Source organism: Pseudomonas frigoris (genome assembly GCF_047758635.1).
In the GTDB taxonomy this organism is placed as follows: Bacteria; Pseudomonadota; Gammaproteobacteria; order Pseudomonadales; family Pseudomonadaceae; genus Aquipseudomonas; species Aquipseudomonas frigoris.
The window spans coordinates 842,070-859,243 of sequence record NZ_CP180479.1; the positions used below are offsets into that span (position 1 = coordinate 842,070).

The 17,174-nt window shown below is 58.8% G+C and carries 16 protein-coding genes and 1 pseudogene; 9 read left to right on the plus strand and 8 right to left on the minus strand.

The annotated features are described in order from the left end of the window. The first annotated feature begins 287 nt into the window (after window positions 1–287). The 5 genes from ACMXYH_RS03805 (at window position 288) to ACMXYH_RS03825 (ending at window position 5,378) form a co-directional block, all read left to right on the plus strand. A complete protein-coding gene (locus ACMXYH_RS03805; RefSeq protein ID WP_129438934.1) occupies window positions 288–1,421 on the plus strand; it encodes a branched-chain amino acid ABC transporter substrate-binding protein in 1,134 nt (377 codons plus the stop codon). Window positions 1,422–1,591: 170 nt separating this feature from the next. Continuing rightward, on the plus strand, window positions 1,592–2,506 hold the full coding sequence (locus ACMXYH_RS03810; RefSeq protein ID WP_054044085.1) for an ABC transporter permease subunit: 915 nt from the start codon (window positions 1,592–1,594) through the stop codon (window positions 2,504–2,506). 3 nt (window positions 2,507–2,509) lie between these two features. Next, window positions 2,510–3,793 carry a high-affinity branched-chain amino acid ABC transporter permease LivM gene (livM, locus tag ACMXYH_RS03815; protein ID WP_129438932.1) on the plus strand — a complete coding sequence of 428 codons (1,284 nt, stop codon included), beginning with the start codon at window positions 2,510–2,512 and terminating at the stop codon, window positions 3,791–3,793. Continuing rightward, window positions 3,790–4,665: an ATP-binding cassette domain-containing protein gene (locus ACMXYH_RS03820; RefSeq protein ID WP_129438930.1), complete on the plus strand. Its 876-nt coding sequence runs from the start codon at window positions 3,790–3,792 to the stop codon at window positions 4,663–4,665. Before livM ends, ACMXYH_RS03820 begins: the two co-directional genes overlap by 4 nt. After that, window positions 4,662–5,378 carry an ABC transporter ATP-binding protein gene (locus tag ACMXYH_RS03825; RefSeq protein ID WP_415766344.1) on the plus strand — a complete coding sequence of 239 codons (717 nt, stop codon included), beginning with the start codon at window positions 4,662–4,664 and terminating at the stop codon, window positions 5,376–5,378. The genes ACMXYH_RS03820 and ACMXYH_RS03825 overlap by 4 nt, the downstream gene beginning before the upstream one ends. A gap of 86 nt (window positions 5,379–5,464) precedes the next feature. On the opposite strand, the pseudogene ACMXYH_RS03830 reads toward ACMXYH_RS03825, so the two are convergent. The 4 genes and pseudogenes from ACMXYH_RS03830 to ACMXYH_RS03845 all read right to left on the minus strand — a co-directional run bounded on the left by ACMXYH_RS03830 (window position 5,465) and on the right by ACMXYH_RS03845 (window position 8,998). Next, window positions 5,465–6,426 (minus strand): annotated as a pseudogene (locus ACMXYH_RS03830) (IS110 family transposase). A 249-nt stretch (window positions 6,427–6,675) separates the two neighbouring features. Further along, a complete protein-coding gene (locus tag ACMXYH_RS03835; RefSeq protein WP_129438906.1) occupies window positions 6,676–7,689 on the minus strand; it encodes an AI-2E family transporter in 1,014 nt (337 codons plus the stop codon). A 144-nt stretch (window positions 7,690–7,833) separates the two neighbouring features. Further along, on the minus strand, window positions 7,834–8,139 hold the full coding sequence (locus tag ACMXYH_RS03840) for a PsiF family protein (protein ID WP_033055593.1): 306 nt from the start codon (window positions 8,137–8,139) through the stop codon (window positions 7,834–7,836). Between the two features lie 64 nt (window positions 8,140–8,203). Continuing rightward, window positions 8,204–8,998 (minus strand): AraC family transcriptional regulator, encoded by a 795-nt coding sequence (locus ACMXYH_RS03845; RefSeq protein ID WP_415766345.1) that lies wholly within the window; start codon window positions 8,996–8,998, stop codon window positions 8,204–8,206. A gap of 96 nt (window positions 8,999–9,094) precedes the next feature. On the opposite strand from ACMXYH_RS03845, the gene ACMXYH_RS03850 reads away from it, so the two are divergent. Further along, window positions 9,095–9,982 carry a DMT family transporter gene (locus ACMXYH_RS03850; protein ID WP_415766346.1) on the plus strand — a complete coding sequence of 296 codons (888 nt, stop codon included), beginning with the start codon at window positions 9,095–9,097 and terminating at the stop codon, window positions 9,980–9,982. An 84-nt stretch (window positions 9,983–10,066) separates the two neighbouring features. On the opposite strand, the gene ACMXYH_RS03855 is transcribed toward ACMXYH_RS03850, so the two are convergent. From ACMXYH_RS03855 to ACMXYH_RS03865, 3 genes are all read right to left on the minus strand, one after another. Continuing rightward, window positions 10,067–10,957 carry an alpha/beta fold hydrolase gene (locus ACMXYH_RS03855; RefSeq protein WP_415766347.1) on the minus strand — a complete coding sequence of 297 codons (891 nt, stop codon included), beginning with the start codon at window positions 10,955–10,957 and terminating at the stop codon, window positions 10,067–10,069. Between the two features lie 109 nt (window positions 10,958–11,066). Next, on the minus strand, window positions 11,067–11,372 hold the full coding sequence (locus tag ACMXYH_RS03860) for a DMT family transporter (protein WP_415766348.1): 306 nt from the start codon (window positions 11,370–11,372) through the stop codon (window positions 11,067–11,069). Beyond that, entirely contained in the window at window positions 11,373–12,011 is a 639-nt protein-coding gene (locus ACMXYH_RS03865; RefSeq protein ID WP_415766349.1) for an FMN-dependent NADH-azoreductase, read from the minus strand. A gap of 108 nt (window positions 12,012–12,119) precedes the next feature. Between ACMXYH_RS03865 and ACMXYH_RS03870 the strand changes: the two genes are divergently transcribed. Beyond that, entirely contained in the window at window positions 12,120–13,064 is a 945-nt protein-coding gene (locus tag ACMXYH_RS03870) for a LysR substrate-binding domain-containing protein (RefSeq protein ID WP_415766350.1), read from the plus strand. Between the two features lie 156 nt (window positions 13,065–13,220). Here ACMXYH_RS03870 and ACMXYH_RS03875 read toward each other — a convergent pair whose 3' ends face one another. Then, window positions 13,221–15,296, minus strand: a complete 2,076-nt coding sequence (locus tag ACMXYH_RS03875; RefSeq protein WP_415766352.1) for an AsmA family protein — start codon at window positions 15,294–15,296, stop codon at window positions 13,221–13,223. Window positions 15,297–15,683: 387 nt separating this feature from the next. Here ACMXYH_RS03875 and ACMXYH_RS03880 point away from each other — a divergent pair, with 387 nt between their 5' ends. Together ACMXYH_RS03880 and ACMXYH_RS03885 are read left to right on the plus strand one after the other, a co-directional pair. Further along, window positions 15,684–16,196, plus strand: a complete 513-nt coding sequence (locus ACMXYH_RS03880; RefSeq protein WP_415766353.1) for a hypothetical protein — start codon at window positions 15,684–15,686, stop codon at window positions 16,194–16,196. 156 nt (window positions 16,197–16,352) lie between these two features. After that, the gene (locus ACMXYH_RS03885; protein ID WP_129438920.1) at window positions 16,353–16,985 is read left to right on the plus strand and encodes a TetR family transcriptional regulator; all 633 of its coding nucleotides are present in this window, start codon (window positions 16,353–16,355) and stop codon (window positions 16,983–16,985) included. The last annotated feature ends 189 nt before the right edge of the window (window positions 16,986–17,174 follow it).

Here is a 17,174-nt window from a genome sequence, read left to right on the forward strand (position 1 = left end):
CGCACCAGCAGTGTGCACTTCGGTGACGCACGTTGTTACAGGCTGGTTGCACGTCGTTTGGCGCCGCGGTTGCAATGATGGCGCGCTCGGGTTGCGCCTTTAAAAATAAATGGTTTCACCTTCCGCGGTTTAGACGGTTGCACGCCCAATGAAAATGGGATCGAAACAGTCGAAATAACAATAAAGCAGCGACTTTTTTCAGAATAAAAAACCGATGGCACGGCCCTTGCTCTGAGCATTCAGGAAGTCGCAGTGCCAACTAAAAAAAAACCTTGGAGCACCACCTCATGTCCCAGACGTTTTACAAGAAAGGCTTTCTGGCCCTCGCAGTGGCAACTGCGTTGGGTGTTTCTGCGTTTGCACAGGCTGATGTGAAAATCGGTGTGGCGGGACCGATGACAGGCGCCAACGCGGCATTTGGCGAGCAGTACATGAAGGGTGCACAGGCTGCGGCCGATGCGGTCAACGCAGCGGGCGGCGTAAACGGGGAAAAAATCGTACTGGTCAAAGGCGATGACGCCTGCGAACCGAAACAGGCTGTGACGGTCGCCAAGGACCTGACCAACCAGAAAGTCGCTGGCGTAGTCGGTCACTTCTGCTCCTCCTCGACCATCCCGGCTTCCGAGATCTATGACGAAGCGGGCATCATTGCAATCACTCCAGGTTCCACCAACCCAGCCGTTACCGAGCGTGGCCTGGGCGCCATGTTCCGTATGTGCGGGCGTGACGACCAGCAAGGTATCGTGGCCGGCGACTACATCGTCGACGTGCTCAAGGGCAAGAAAGTCGTGGTTCTGCACGACAAAGACACCTACGGCCAAGGCCTGGCGGACGCCACCAAGGCGCAACTGGTCAAGCGTGGCGTAACGCCGGTGTTGTACGAAGGCCTGACCCGCGGTGAGAAAGACTTCAGCGCCGTGGTGACCAAGATCCGTGCGGCCGGTGCCGATGTGGTCTACTTCGGTGGCTTGCACCCGGAAGCCGGTCCACTGGTTCGCCAACTGCGTGAACAGGGCCTCAAAGACGTCAAGTTCATGTCCGATGACGGCATCGTGACCGACGAGCTGGTGACCACCGCCGGTGGCCCGCAGAACGTTGACGGCGTGTACATGACCTTCGGCGCCGACCCACGTCTTCTGCCAGACAGCAAAACCGTAGTGGACGAGTTCCGCAAAAAAGGCACCGAGCCTGAAGGCTACACCCTGTACGCCTACGCCTCGGTCCAGACCTTGGCCGCTGCCTTCAATGGTGCCAAGACCAACAAGGGCGAAGACGCTGCCAAATGGCTGAAAGCCAACAAGGTCCAAACCGTGATGGGCGAGAAGACCTGGGACGCCAAGGGCGACCTGAAAGTCTCCGACTACGTGGTTTACCAGTGGGACAAGGACGGCAAATACCACCAACTGGAAAAACAGAAGTGATATGAACTGCTGATGGCTCGGCGCCTTGTGCGCCGGGCCATCAATCAACATGTCCGTGCAGTACCTGTCTTTTCTCGTAGAGCTGCACACAACCGTGTTGCGCCGGCGGCTGAACCCCGGTCCGTCGTACACGGTTTCTGTGCAGTCTCTCAAATGCGTGAGATTGCGTTATGGATGGTATTTTCCTGCAGCAACTGGTCAACGGCCTGACCCTCGGGTCGGTCTATGGCCTGATCGCCATCGGCTACACAATGGTCTATGGCATCATCGGCATGATCAACTTCGCCCACGGCGAGGTTTACATGATTTCCGCTTACCTCGCGGCAATCAGTCTGGCTCTGCTGGCTTACTTCGGTATTGAATCCTTCCCCCTGCTGATGCTCGGCACACTGGTCTTCACCATCATCGTCACGGCGGTGTATGGCTGGGTCATCGAGCGCGTCGCCTACAAACCGTTGCGCAACTCCACACGACTGGCACCGTTGATCAGCGCCATCGGTATTTCCCTGATCCTGCAAAACTATGCACAGATCGCCCAGGGCGCCCGTCAACAAGGCGTGCCCACACTGCTGACCGGTGCATGGCGAGTTGAAGTCGGGACCGGCTTCGTCCAGCTCACCTACACCAAGATCTTCATTCTGGTCGCAGCGTTCGTCGGTATGGGCCTGCTGACCTATGTCATCAAGTACACCAAGCTCGGCCGTATGTGCCGCGCCACCCAGCAAGACCGCAAGATGGCCTCGATCCTGGGGATCAACACCGACCGGGTGATTTCCTATGTGTTCATCATCGGTGCAGCGATGGCGGCCCTGGCCGGCGTTCTGATCACCATGAACTATGGCACGTTCGACTTCTACGCAGGCTTCGTCATCGGGATCAAAGCGTTCACTGCCGCGGTACTCGGCGGGATCGGTTCGCTGCCTGGCGCCATGCTTGGCGGGATTATTCTGGGGATCTCCGAATCACTGTTCTCAGGTCTGGTGAACTCGGACTACAAAGACGTTTTCAGCTTCTCGCTGCTCGTTCTTGTTCTGGTCTTTCGGCCTCAAGGCCTGCTCGGCCGTCCTCTTGTGTCGAAGGTGTAAGCGATGTCTTCAACCACTAAAAAAACCATTGATATCAAAAGAAGCCTGGTTGACGCGATTCTCGCCGGCCTTGTCGCCCTGATTGTGTTCGGCCCGATTGTCGGCATCGTCCTCGACGGCTATGGCTTCAACCTGCAGCCGACCCGCGTGGCATGGATTGTCGCTATCGTCATGGCTGGCCGCTTTGCCTTGAGCCTGTTCCTGCAAACGCCGAAGGGTCTGAGAATTCTCGAAGGCTTTGAAAGCACCGGCTCCGGCGTTCATGTACTGCCGCCTGATTACAAATCCCGGTTGCGCTGGATCATCCCGCTGTTGATCGTCATTGCCGTGGTGTTCCCGTTTTTCTCCAACTCCTACCTGCTGGGCGTGGTCATCCTCGGGCTGATCTACGTATTGCTGGGCCTGGGGCTGAACATCGTGGTCGGCCTGGCCGGTCTGCTCGACCTGGGTTATGTGGCGTTCTACGCCATCGGTGCCTACGGGCTGGCGCTCGGTTACCAATACCTCGGTCTGGGCTTCTGGACGGTGCTGCCGCTGGCGGCGATCACCGCTGGCCTTGCCGGTTGCATCCTCGGTTTCCCGGTGCTGCGCCTGCACGGTGACTACCTGGCAATCGTGACCCTGGGCTTCGGTGAAATCATCCGGTTGATCCTCAATAACTGGCTTTCCCTGACCGGCGGCCCGAATGGTATGGCCGCTCCGTTGCCCACCTTCTTCGGCATCGAGTTCGGCAAAAGGGCGAAAGAGGGCGGGGTACCGTTCCATGAGTTCTTTGGCATCGCCTACAACCCGGACGTGAAGTATTACTTCATCTACGCGGTGTTGTTCCTGGTGGTATTGGCCGTGTTGCATATCAAGCACCGCTTGACCCGCATGCCGGTCGGTCGCGCCTGGGAAGCCTTGCGTGAAGACGAAATCGCTTGCCGCTCCATGGGGCTGAACCACGTACTGGTCAAACTCTCGGCGTTCACCATCGGTGCATCGACGGCCGGTCTGGCCGGCGTGTTCTTCGCCACCTACCAAGGCTTCGTCAACCCGACCTCATTCACCTTTTTCGAATCGGCATTGATTCTTGCCATCGTGGTACTCGGCGGCATGGGCTCGACCATCGGCGTGGTGATTGCGGCCTTCGTGCTGACCGTCGCCCCGGAACTGCTGCGGGGTTTCGCGGAATATCGCGTGCTGCTGTTCGGCATCCTGATGGTGTTGATGATGATCTGGCGACCGCGCGGCCTGATTCGGATCAGCCGTACCGGTGTGACCCCGCGTAAAGGAGTAGCGCCATGAGCGAAGTCGTACTCTCGGTCGAGAAACTGATGATGCACTTCGGCGGCATCAAGGCGTTGAACGATGTCAGCCTGAAGGTCAAACGCAACTCGATCTTCGCCCTGATCGGCCCCAACGGCGCCGGCAAGACCACCGTGTTCAACTGCCTGACCGGGTTCTACAAGGCCTCGGGCGGCAAGATCGAACTCAATGTGCGCGGTGAGCAAACCAACGTTATCAAGCTGCTGGGCGAATCGTTCAAACCCACCGATTTCGTTTCGCCGAAAGCGTTTGCCAGCCGGATGTTCTACAAAATGTTCGGCGGCACCCACCTGGTGAACCGGGCCGGCCTGGCGCGGACGTTCCAGAACATTCGCCTGTTCAAGGAAATGTCGGTGCTGGAAAACCTGCTGGTGGCCCAACACATGTGGGTCAACCGCAACATGCTGGCCGGCATCCTCAACACCAAGGGTTATCGCAAAGCCGAAAGCGATGCGCTGGACCACGCGTTCTACTGGCTGGAAGTGGTGGACCTGGTGGATTGCGCCAACCGTCTGGCCGGTGAGCTGTCTTACGGTCAGCAGCGCCGTCTGGAAATCGCCCGGGCCATGTGCACCCGGCCGCAGATCATCTGCCTCGACGAACCGGCCGCCGGCCTCAACCCTCAGGAAACCGAAGCGCTGAGCGCGATGATCCGGCTGCTGCGCGACGAGCACGATCTGACCGTGGTGCTGATCGAGCACGACATGGGCATGGTAATGAGCATTTCCGACCACATCGTGGTACTGGACCACGGCATCGTCATCGCCGAGGGCGGCCCCGACGCCATCCGACACGATCCGAAAGTGATTGCGGCCTACCTGGGCGCTGATGAAGAGGAAGTGGTGCTATGAGCCGACCCATCCTCGAACTGAAGGATTTGGATGTGTTCTACGGGCCGATCCAGGCCCTGAAGAAAGTCTCGCTGCACATCAATGAAGGTGAAACCGTCAGCCTGATCGGCTCCAACGGCGCCGGTAAATCGACCCTGCTGATGTCGATTTTCGGTCAGCCGCGGGCGGCGGACGGGGAGATCATCTATCAGGGTGTGGATATCACTCACAAGTCATCTCACTACATCGCGTCCAATGGCATCGCTCAATCGCCGGAAGGGCGGCGGGTGTTCCCCGACATGACCGTCGAGGAAAACCTGCTGATGGGCACCATTCCTATCGGTGACAAGTACGCCAAGGAAGACATGCAACGCATGTTCGAGTTGTTCCCGCGACTCGAAGAGCGGCGCACCCAGCGGGCCATGACCATGTCCGGCGGCGAGCAGCAAATGCTCGCCATCGCACGTGCGCTGATGAGCCGGCCGAAACTGCTGTTGCTTGACGAGCCGAGCTTGGGTCTGGCGCCGATTGTGGTGAAACAGATCTTCGCGACTCTGCGGGAACTGGCCAAAACCGGCATGACGATCTTCCTGGTCGAGCAGAACGCCAACCACGCCCTCAAACTGTCGGACCGGGCGTACGTGATGGTCAACGGCGAGATCCGCCTCACAGGCACCGGCAAGGAGCTGCTGGTTAACGAGGAAGTGCGTAACGCCTATCTCGGCGGACACTGAGTTCTGTTGAAGTACCCGAAGCCTCGACGAGCAATCGCCGGGGCTTTTTTACACCTCCAAAACACCACTAATCCCTGTGGGAGATTCTATGTTGCAGGGCAACCCCGCAACTTCAGGCCGGCTGGTATTTGCTCTGATTTTTCATCAGGGCAAATGCCACCCGGCAGAGTTTCCGGGCAAGGGCCACCAATGCCTGGGTTTTCGAGAAGCCTCTTGCCAAATATGACTCGTAAAACGGTTTCCATTTAGCTGAGCGACAGGCTGCCATTGCGGCGTTGTAAGCCAACCGGCGTACTTCCGGATCCCCTTTTTTGGTCAAGTGCCGGGGGCCGTTCTTCTTCCCGGAGTCATCGACCGTAAGGTCCATCCCTAGAAACGCGATGAACGCATCACTATTGGCAAAATCACCGCGCATAAAGGTCGTCGCCAACCCGGTTGCAGTCAGTTCGCCAACCCCTTCGATGGCTTTGCAGCGGTCGATATTCTCTTCAATACCCGCCTCTTTGCAGACCTTGCGCAGCAGTTTCTGAATGGCCTGATCCGCTTGCTTGAAGGCCTTTTGCTGGGCGGTCTGCACTTTCTTCAACAAGGGTTCATTGGCCCAGCTCAGCATCAGACCGGCATGGTTCTGGATTAGCGTTGCACGCCTGTGGAGCAGGCTTTTCAGCGAGGTGTAGGCCTTGGGTGGCGGGCTCCAGATCCGCAGTCCGTCTTGTTCGTTCGTCAAATAACGCGCCAGCAGACGGGCATCGCAGGGATCGTTCTTGGCTCGCTGGCCGATGCCGCGGCGATAGTTGCTCACCCGATAAGCATCCACGACATAGACCTGGTGACCCATCGCATGGGCCAACTCGACAGTGTCCAGGTGGTAGATGTTGGTGGCTTCAACGGCGATAGCGCTTTGGGCGGGCAATGTTTTAAGCCAGCGTTTAAGGGCTGTTCGATCGTTCTTGATGGCGTCAGTGGTTTGCAGGTCGGAGCGATAGATAACTATTTCAGCCTTGGCGATATCGATGCCAACAACCGTCTGCGAAGTAAGGATTGTCATGACGAATCCTCGGAGCTAGGGTTTAAGAGCTTGTCGGGGTCTACCGTTGCGCTGGCTTGCCTCTATCGTCGGTTTTACCGATGAATTCCTTATCGGCGCTTTGGGTAGAAAGGGCGGGACGAGAAGTCTCCCACGGTCTGTACTGGTCAGAGTCAGAATCGAGCTTTTAGTCCCGCCCACCCCTTCAAGTCTAAACATACAAGCGAGCTTGCTCGCGATGACGTCAGACCAGGCACTGCATCCCTTGGATCAAACCATCCCCACCTGCTTCAACTCACTCTTCAGGTACGCGTAATAAATCGGCCCCGCCACCACCCCCGGCAGGCCGAACGCGGCCTCGAACACCAGCATTGCCAGCAGCAACTCCCACGACTTGGCACTGATCTGCCCGCCAACGATGCGCGCGTTGAGAAAGTATTCGAGCTTGTGGATAAAAATCAGGTACCCCAGCGCCGCCACGGCCACCCAGATCGACAGCGACAGACCGACGATGGTGATCAGGGTGTTCGACATCAGGTTGCCGATCACCGGCAGCAGGCCGAGCAGGAAGGTAAGCACGATCAGAGTTTTGGTCAGCGGCAGCTTGATCCCGAACATCGGCAGGACCACCGCCAGGAAAATCCCGGTGAAGAAGGTGTTGAGCAGGGAAATCTTGATCTGGGCGAACACGATGTTGCGAAACGCCTGGACCAGCAGGTGCAAGCGGTCGAACAGCGCGGCGGCCAAGGGCTTGCGCTTGGTCACGTCCGGCACGCGCTGCAAGGCAATGATCGCCCCCAGCACCATGCCGATCAGCAGCGTCACAAACATGTGCGCCGCGTCCTTGCCCACCAGCTGCAAGTCGCTGAGGTGCTTGCTCACCCACTCGCCAATCGCCACGCGGAACTCGGCAGCGCTGGCGGGCAGATAGGCGTCGATGAACGGCGGCAGTTGCCCGCGCGCCCGATCAACCACACCCATGAATTTGTCGAGAGAAGCGCCGGGGTTTTCCGCCTCATGCAGCAGAAAGCTGAAGGCACCGGCAAAGATCAGCGTCAACACACTGACCACTAGCGTTCCCAACAACGCCACCGCCAGCCAGCGCGCACGCCGACCTTCGATCAGGCGCTGCAATTGCGGGGTGAGCATGTTGACCAGTTCAAACACCAGCAGCCCGGCCAGCAGACTGGGCAGCAACCGCAGCGGTATCACCAGCAACAAACCGCCGAAAATGATGACCCAACTGATGAATAGCAAGACGTGACGTTGAGAAAACGTTGGCATACAGCCTCAAAACGAACGGCGTAAAAGGATTGGCAGTCTGCCAGCGTTCCGATGCCAGCACTAGGGATTGTGTAGGTCGACCTTGCTCGCGAAGGGGACCTCACAGCCCCCACAAATCTCCCGCCCCACCCATGACCCTGTTGTTTATTTCTTCTTCAGGCAATCACTCATGAAGGTTTTGCGCGCATCGCCCTTGAGCGCCTTAGTGGCGGCATCGGCGTTGCAGGTTTTCATTTTTTCTTGCTGAGGCGTCAGGGGTTTGGCGGCATCGGCGGCGGGTGCAGCTTTGAGGCAATTGCTCATGAAAGCTTTGCGTTCGTCTCCCTTCAGGGTTTTCGCGGTAGCGTCAGCGTTGCAGGTGGTCATCTTGTTCTGTTGCTCAGTGGCGGCGAAGCCCTGGGCGCAAAGCAGTAGTCCGATCATCAACAAAGGGACACGCAACATCTTCATGGAGTTTTCTCCTTGTTGCCGCACCGAGGAGCACGGCCTCGCTCTGGAGTGTAGACAACACCTGTTACACCTTCCTGGTCTCAAGGTGACTGCGTCGATACTGTTCCGGCGTGCACTCCGCCTGGCGTTGAAACATCGCGATAAACGCTGACCCGGTGCTGTAGCCCATATCGAAGGCGATTTCCTGAATGCTGCGGTGGCTGTCCAGCGCTTCGATCGCTGCCAGAAACCGCAACCGCTGCCGCCACTCGCCAAAACTCATGCCCAACTCACGCAAGAACTGCCGCGCCAGGGTGCGTTCGCTGACATGGATCTGCGCGGCCCACTCCGCCAAGGACCGGTTATCACCGGGCTCGGCCTGCAAGGCTTCGAGTATCCCGAGCAAGCCGGGGCTGCTGGCGTAGGGCAAATAACACTCGTGGATGGGCGCCTGTTGCAGCTGATCCACCAACACCTGAGCCAGACGTTTGTCAGCGTCGTGCTCGGGAATCTTCACATCGCGTGCGGCGAAGTCTTTGAGGATCGCTTTGAGGATGTCGCTGATGGCCAGGGTGCAGGCCTGTTGCGGCAGATCCTGGCACATCGGCGGAGCCAGGCAGACCGCGCGATAGTTGATCGGCTGATGGCTGTAGAAGCTGTGCTCGGTCTGTGGCGGCACCCACACTGCATATTGCGGCGGTGACATGAAGCGGCTGCCACCGATATCCATGTGCAATACGCCGTGGGCCGAATACTCCAGCGTGCCCCATGGATGACGGTGCGCCGAGGCATAACGATGCGCATCAAAGTCGGCATAACGGAAGTACACCGGAGCAGGCAGTTCGCTGAAGTCGAGCAGATCGATGTGTTTACTGTTCATGCTGTCCGTCATCAGGGGCAGGTTGTCTGGATCGAAGTATAGGCTTGTATCCAGACAGGCGATAATCACCCCTCATTAACGTTCTGGTTTTCTCTGATGCAATACGCTTATCCCCTGCTGGCCATTTTCATTTGGGCCGGTAACACCGTGATCACCAAGATGTCGGCCGGGGCGATCTTCCCCGCCGAGATCGGCTTTTACCGCTGGCTGCTTGCCGGACTGCTGTTCACACCCTTCATGCTCAAACCGGTGATCGCCCATTGGCCAGCGATCCGCCCGAACCTGGGCAAGATCGTTGTGCTCGGCGTGCTCGGCATGGCTGTTTACCAAAGCCTGGCGTACTTCGCCGCGAGCCTGACCTCGGCCACCAACATGGGCATCATCCTGTCGCTGATGCCACTGATGTCGCTGGCCATGGCGATCATTAGCCTGGGCCAGCGCCTGACCATCGGGGCCCTGGCCGGTGCGGTGCTGTCGCTCGCGGGGGTTTTGGTGGTCGTCTCATCCGGCAGCCTTGGTGCGCTGCTTGAACACGGGATGAACCTGGGTGACGCGATGATGCTGATCGCCACCCTGGCCTACGCGATCTACAGCACGCTGCTGAAAAAGTGGCAGCTGCGTTTGCCGCCGCTGGTGTTGCTGTACTTGCAGGTATGGGTGGCGGTGGTGGTGCTGTTTCCGCTGTTCCTCGCCTCACCGAAGATCGGCCCGACGCTGCAGAACATTCCGCTGGTGCTTTACGCCTGCCTGCTGGCCTCGATGCTTGCGCCATTGGCGTGGATGCAGGCAGTGATCCGCCTGGGGCCGAGCCGGACCACGCTGTTTTTCAATCTGCTGCCGTTGATTACTGCGCTGATTGCGGCGGTGGTGCTGCATGAGCAGTTGGCGATGTATCACTTGGTGGGTGGGATGTTGACACTGGGTGGGGTGATTCTTTCCGAGCGCTGGACCACGGTGTTGGGCCGTAAGATAAGCGTCGCCTGATAGAAAAAGATCGCAGCCTTCGGCAGCTCCTACGGGAGAACGCATTCCAACGTAGGAGCTGGCGAAGCCTGCGATCTTTTGATCTTATAGACCCGCGGCCTTCAACCGCGCAGCATGCTCGACAAACAACCGGACCGGCTCTGCGCCCTTCCCCACCAAACCCAACGACTGATTGACGATGTCGAAGTGATCCATCGGATACTCATCGCCGATCACTGTCCCAAGGTGCGAGCTGTAACGCCCGACCATTCCGTCGCAATGCCCGACTTCTCGAACGAAGGTCCTGGCAAACAACCGACAACTGCGGTTGGTCCCATCAAACAGGTTTCGCCCGCGATCGGTCTTGCCCGGCTGCAAGGTCCCGGACCATGAGTAATACCGCACGCCATTGACCTCTTCCGGCCCATGCCCGCCCCAGGTATCAGGCAAGCCCTGTGGATAACGCTGGTTGAACAGCGCTACGCCTTCAGTCGTCAGTGAATGATGGGAGGCATGGATATCCACCGGCAATTTCGGTCCGCGATAACCGGTTTCCAGCAGGCTCATCAGCGCACTGATCCAGCGCAGTAAAACGCTGAGCAAACGCCCCTTGGCGCTGTCTCCCGGATAGTGTTTGTGCAGGTAATCCGCCAATTCTGAACCGTGATTGGGTCCTGCGACCGAGGTAACCGAGGCGACCCGGTCCGGGCGTTTGGCGGCGGCATAACGGGCGGTCAGCGCCCCTTGGCTATGGCCGATCAGGTTGACTTTCTCGGCCCCGGTTTCGCACAGAATTTCCTCGATCCGCGCCAGCAGTTGCTCGCCGCGCACTTCGCAGGAGTTGATCGGCGAGACCTGCACCGCTATCACCGTCGCCCCACCCCGGCGCAACGCCGAGATAATCCCGTACCAATACGGATAGATCAGCAGACGGATAAACCCGAGCATTCCCGGGACCAGCACCAACGGGTAACGCGTGGCGGAACCTTGCGACATGGGCGAACGTCCTTGTGATCGGTGAGGTGACGCAAGGCTGAATGCAAGCCATCAGCCAAGCATCGGCATCGAAGATGACAACTCGACGACAAGTCTATGACACCCCACCCTACTTCAGCCCTACCACCCCTGCCACGATCAACCCGACGGAGACCAGTTTGAGCGCTGTCAGGCTTTCGCCCAGCAGCGCGAACCCGAGAAACACCGTGCCCAGCGAACCGATGGCGGTCCAGATCGGGTAGGCGATGCTCACCGGCAACTCACGCATGGCCAGGGTCAGGAAGTAGATCCCGGCGATAGCCGCTACGATGGTGATCAACGATGGCCAAAGTCGGGTGAAACCTTCGGAGTACTTCATGCTCATGGCGAAGGTGATTTCAAAGCCTGCGGCGATCAGCAAAAATAACCAGGACATTTAGAACTCCCCCGCCAGCGCCAGCAGACGCTGTTCCGCCTCGGCGGCGGAAATCTGGAACGTCCGCTCGGCGGACTCTTCGCCCTCTGCGGCGATCACAGTGATGTCGGTAATGCCAATAAAACCCAACGCCGTGCGCAACAACGGATCAGTGTGGTTCATGGTTTCCAGCGCCCCGCCCGGCCCGAAACCGAATCCGCCGCGACTGGTGACGATCAGCGCTTTTTTGCCCTGCACCAACGGCTCGTACTGCGCCACGCCATTGTCCAGGGTGTGATTGAACGTCAACCCAAGCCGCACGATCTGATCGATCCATGCCTTGAGGCCACTGGGCACGCTGAAGTTGTGCATCGGCGTGGAAATCACCAGCAAATCATGGCCGAGCAATTCGTCCACCAGTTCATCGCTGAACGCCAGATCAGCCTGCATGGACAGTGGCCGGGCTTCGGGTTCCGGGTAAAAAGCCGCCGCGACAAATGCCTCGTTAACCGGTGGAATCAACGCCCTACCGACTTCACGGCGGGTCAGTTGCGACTGCGGATGACGGGCCTGCCAGGCCGACAAAAAAACCTCGGCCAGGCGCCGGGAATGGGAACGCTCGCCACGGGGGCTCGCGTGAATCGCAAGAACTGTGCTCATCTGAATCTCCTGAAAGACTACACTCAACCTTTTGTGGCTTGCAGCCTGAAGCGCGTAGCCACTCCCTTCAAATGAGCAAAAGTCATTCAGGATGAATTGATTTCATCCATGGAGTATCCAATGTTTGCCTCGCTGCCGCTGACCGCCCTGCGCGCATTCGAATCCGCCTCACGCTTGTTGAGCTTCAAGGCCGCCGCCGAAGAACTCTCGGTGACGCCTACCGCGATTTCCCATCAGATTCGCTCGCTGGAAAGCTGGCTCGGTATCGCGCTGTTCGAGCGATTGCCGCGCCAGGTGCGCCTCACTGACGGCGGCGAACGCTTGTTCCAGAGCCTACACGGCGCCTTGCTGGAAGTGGCACAAAGCGTCGATACCCTGCGCCCGCAGCGCAGTGGCGCGAGCTTGACGATCTCTACCATTGCCGCCTTCGCCGCGCTGTGGCTGGTGCCGCGATTGGGGCGCTTCTATGCCCGCCATCCGAATATCAGCCTGCGGCTCGACACCCATTGCGACGTCATCGATTTGCATCAGGACGCCAGCGTCGATCTGGTGGTGCGCTACACCCTCGACGACTATCCGAACCTTTATGGGCTGTGTCTGTTCGACGAATCCTTTGGCGTCTATGGCTCTCCCGAACAGGTGGCCCTGGCGGCCAGGCAAGTGCCGACGCTGATCAGCGTACGTTGGTGTAATTCGAAATTTTGCGCGTACGGCTGGGAGGCTTGGTGCTCGCAGTCAGGCGAACGCTGGCTCAGCGGACAACCGACCGTGCGCGAATACGATGAAGAGCATTACGCCCTGCAAGCGGCGATTGCCGGGCAAGGGCTGGTGCTGGCGAGCAATATTCTGGTGTCCGAGAGCGTGGCCAATGGTTTGCTGGTGGCTTACAAGGGTGAGGTTCAGGTCGATGGTGCCGGTTACGCTGCACTGTGCGTGCCAGGCCGCGAACGGCATCCGCCGGTGCGGGCGTTTTTTGCGTGGTTAAAGGAGGAAGCAGCGTTATCAGGGCTATTGCCGAGATCGCAGCCTTCGGTAGCTCCTATGAGGGGATGACATGGCCGACACTCTGAAAGACCTGTAGCGCCTGCCAGACCGCCATCGTCGGATCGCCGCCCGGAGCAAGCTCGCTCCCACAGGAGATCACTGTACCTGTGGGAGCGAGCTTGCTCCGGGCGGCGATCCGACGATGGCGTCCTTATAGGCACCTGATTACTTGGTGGGTTTAACGGTCACGGGCGCCTTGCCGGCCTTCATCTGCTCCAGCAACGGAGCGCACTGATTCGGTTCGCCACCGCTCGGCGCCACCAGCGCCAGCAACCCCGCCGCCGGCGCCGCAATCACACCCAACGCCACCATCCCCGCCCCACGCAGTATCAGTGGCACAGCCTTCACACCCGCATCAGGCTTGATGAATTTGCCCCGCACATACAGCGGCGAACGCAGCGAAATCAAGCGCCAGCCCTTGGATTCCGGGGTGATGGTCAGGTCCAGTTGCTCAGTCGCCATGTTCGCCGTGCCATCGATGTAGATGATCGCGTTCTCGGTATCGAAGACGAACAGGCGCGTGGTCGCCAGTCCGGTCTTGATGTCGAAGTCGGCGGCAGCGCAGTTGATCTTCACTTCCTTGTCGCCAAAGATCTTGCCCACCACATAGTTGCCGACGTTCAGCCCGGCCAGCTCCATCAACTCGCGGCTGATAGCGCCATCGTTAATCAGCATCTTCAGATTGCCATTGGCGGTGCCCAGCAGTTTGGCCACCGAGTTGCCACGACCGGTGATATCGGCATCGCCATTTAGTTCGCCGAAACTGGTTTTCATCGGTTCAAAGGTCGGGAACAACTGCTTGAGTTTGAACTTGCGTGCGGTGAGTTTGGCCCGGCCTTCCAACGGTTCGGTTCGGCCATTGAGGCGAATCTGAGCATCCAGGTTGCCGCCGGCCACGCCGAAACGCAGGGGCTCAAGGCTCAGCACACCGTCAGTGAGTATCAGGTGGGTATAGAGATCGTTGAACGGCAGTTTTTCGCTATGGACGATGCGCTTGCCAGTGAACTCGACGTCAGCGTCCATATCGCGCCAGCGCTCGGTTTTGAACTCTTCGACCGGCAAGACCTTGTCAGCCGGCTGCTTGCTTTCGCCACCACGGGCCTTTTGTTTGGCGTTGGAATCGGCACCGATCAGCGGGGCTAGGTCGGCAAATAGCAGTTGATTGGAAACCAGCGATCCGCTCAGCTTCGGGCGCGGCTGGCTGGCGACATAGGCCAGGCTGCCACGGATGTCGCTCTGACCGATCTTGCCGTTGAATTCTTCGTAACGGAACACTGCACCGTCCGCTTCATGCAGTTTGGCGATCAAGTGCCCGTCAGTCTCGTATGGCGGTGTGTCCGGCAGGGTCACGCCGGTCAGCGGGTAGAGATTGCCCAGGCTGGTGCCGGCCAGTTTCAGGCGCAAGTCCAGGGCGCCGAGGTTCAGTGGATCAGTGAGGGTGCCGGCCAGTTCGACACTGGTGTCGGCGATTTTCACTTGTGCTTGAAGCGGGAACGGTCTGGCGGCGTCCTGCAACGCCAGCAGACCGCCGATCTTGCCTTCGCCCGCGAGTTTCTGGCCGTGGTATTGGCCTTTGACCTTCAGCGCGAACGCGTAATCCTGCGGCGCGGCACCCTTTTCCGACGCTGTTTTCGCGGCTTTGTCACCGACGATGTCGCTGAATGGAATCGGTTTGCCCAGCGGGTCGATGATCAAGTCGAGCTGAGTTTTCAGGCTCTGGTCGTCGAGGGTGACGTGGCCTTTGTCGAAGCCGATCGCACCGATGTCCACCACCCAGCTTGAAGGCTCGGCGTTCGGGTCTTTGGGGTCGAACTTGAAGGTCCAGTTTGCACGGCCGTCGGCCAGGCGCTGGAGGTCGGCATTCGGTTCGGTCAGGTCAATACGCGGGATCACCACGCGCTGCGCCAGCAAGGCCAGCGGCGAGATGCGCAACTCGACGCGTTTGAGGGTGACCATCTGCGGCTTCTTCGACCAGTCCGGGCTGCCCAGGCTCAAGTCCTGCGCCACGACATGCGGCCACGGCACCCACGCGCGCCAGCCGCTCTCGTCGGGTTCACGTTGCCAGACCACCGCGAGGTTGCCGTTGATGGCGAACGGGCGGTGCAGCTCTTCGGAAACTTTGGCGTTAAGCGGTGGCTTGATCCGGTTCCAATCGAAGAACGCGATGATCAGAACCAGGACCACCAGCAGGACAACAAGGCTGGCGAGGGTCCAGGTAAAAACTTTACGAGTGCGCGTCATTGCACAGGGCTCCTGATACGACTGAGCGCCCTGACTGCGACGCACGTTTGAAACGTTAGGCCAGAACCGGCCTGCCATGGAGTCTACGACTGGGAAATGGCGCGCAGGTTTAACCGAAATGCCGCTTAACGCTCAATTAATCGGTCGGCGACAGGATGCCCCCTCAATCCAGCGTTACCGGACCCGCACTTTTGCAAGGCGCAAGTGAGTCGAAAATACCCATCTCAGCGCAAAAACGTCTGCCGGAAACGCCCGATTTAGAGCTGTTCCACGGAACAATCAATTCCGTTGATTATTACCATTGCGTTTATGAACTTTTATATCGACTTATCGAGAGTAGCATTGCCCTCGTACCCACTTTATCGCCCTCCTACGGAGCACCCAATCATGAAACGCCAATTACTGTTTAGCCTTACCCTCTCGATGCTGGCCAGCACGGCTTTCGCCCTGCCAGCTGCTGACCAGGCGACCCCACAAGTCAAATCCACCCACTCGGTGTTCAGCCAAACCGTCGCCGAAGGTGGCAATGATCGCCTGAAAGAAAAAGGCCTGATCACCCAGGATGGCTCGGACCGTACTCCACAAGGTCAAACCCTGGCTGCTGACGGTTCCGACCGCACTCCACAAGGTCAAACCCTGGCTGCTGACGGTTCCGATCGCACTCCACAAGGTCAGACCCTGGCTGCTGACGGTTCCGACCGCACTCCACAAGGTCAAACCCTGGCTGCTGACGGTTCCGATCGCACTCCACAAGGTCAGACCCTGGCTGCTGATGGTTCCGATCGCACTCCACAAGGTCAAACCCTGGCTGCTGATGGCTCCGACCGCACCCCACAAGGTCAAACCCTGGCCGAAGGTGGTGGTGACCGTGTCATCGAACGCAACAGCGCTTTGAGCTGAGCCCATGGCGGCCCTGAAAAAAAGCCCAATCTCCGGATTGGGCTTTTGACGTTATAGATGCCTCACTTCCCCGCTTGATTCCCCGATAGTCATTCGACGCCGGCAAAGCCGATTTGCTAGAGTGCGCCGCTGTCTTATCCAGAAAACACCCTAGCGATGCTGCCCCGCGCCGAACAGAAACAACAGACCCGCAACGCCCTGATGGACGCTGCCCGCCACTTGATGGAATGCGGCCGAGGATTCGGCAGCCTGAGCCTGCGCGAAGTCGCCAGAACCGCCGGGATTGTGCCCACCGGTTTCTACCGGCATTTCACCGATATGGATGAACTGGGCCTGGTACTGGTGAGTGAAGTCGGTCAGACCTTCCGCGAAACTATTCGCCTGGTACGCCACAACGAGTTCGTCATGGGCGGCATCATCGACGCCTCGGTGCGGATCTTTCTCGACGTGGTCACGGCCAATCGCTCGCAGTTCCTGTTTCTCGCTCGCGAGCAGTACGGCGGTTCGCTGCCAGTGCGCCAGGCCATTGGCCGCTTGCGCGAAGACATCAGCTCGGACCTGGCAGCCGACTTGTCCTTGATGCCGAAACTGCAACACCTGGACATCGCCGGCCTGAGCGTTATGGCCGATCTGATTGTTAAAAGCGTGTTCGCGACCTTGCCGGATATCATTGATCCGCCTGCGCAGGCGCTGCCCGAGCATCTGACGCCGCAGGCGAAAATCACTCAGCAGTTGCGCTTTATCTTTATCGGCCTCAAACACTGGCAAGGCTTGGGCAGCACCGAGTGACTTCTTAAAAGATCGCAGCCTTCGGCAGCTCCTACATGGATCGCATTTCCCTGTAGGAGCTGCCGAAGGCTGCGATCTTTTTTTGTGCGCCGCAATTTGGTGCGAGCAGCTCTGCACCGCACCAAATTCATCCAAATCGCCGCAGCATCCTGGAGAATTTGCTGAGCTCCGACAGGCATTTCCTACGTA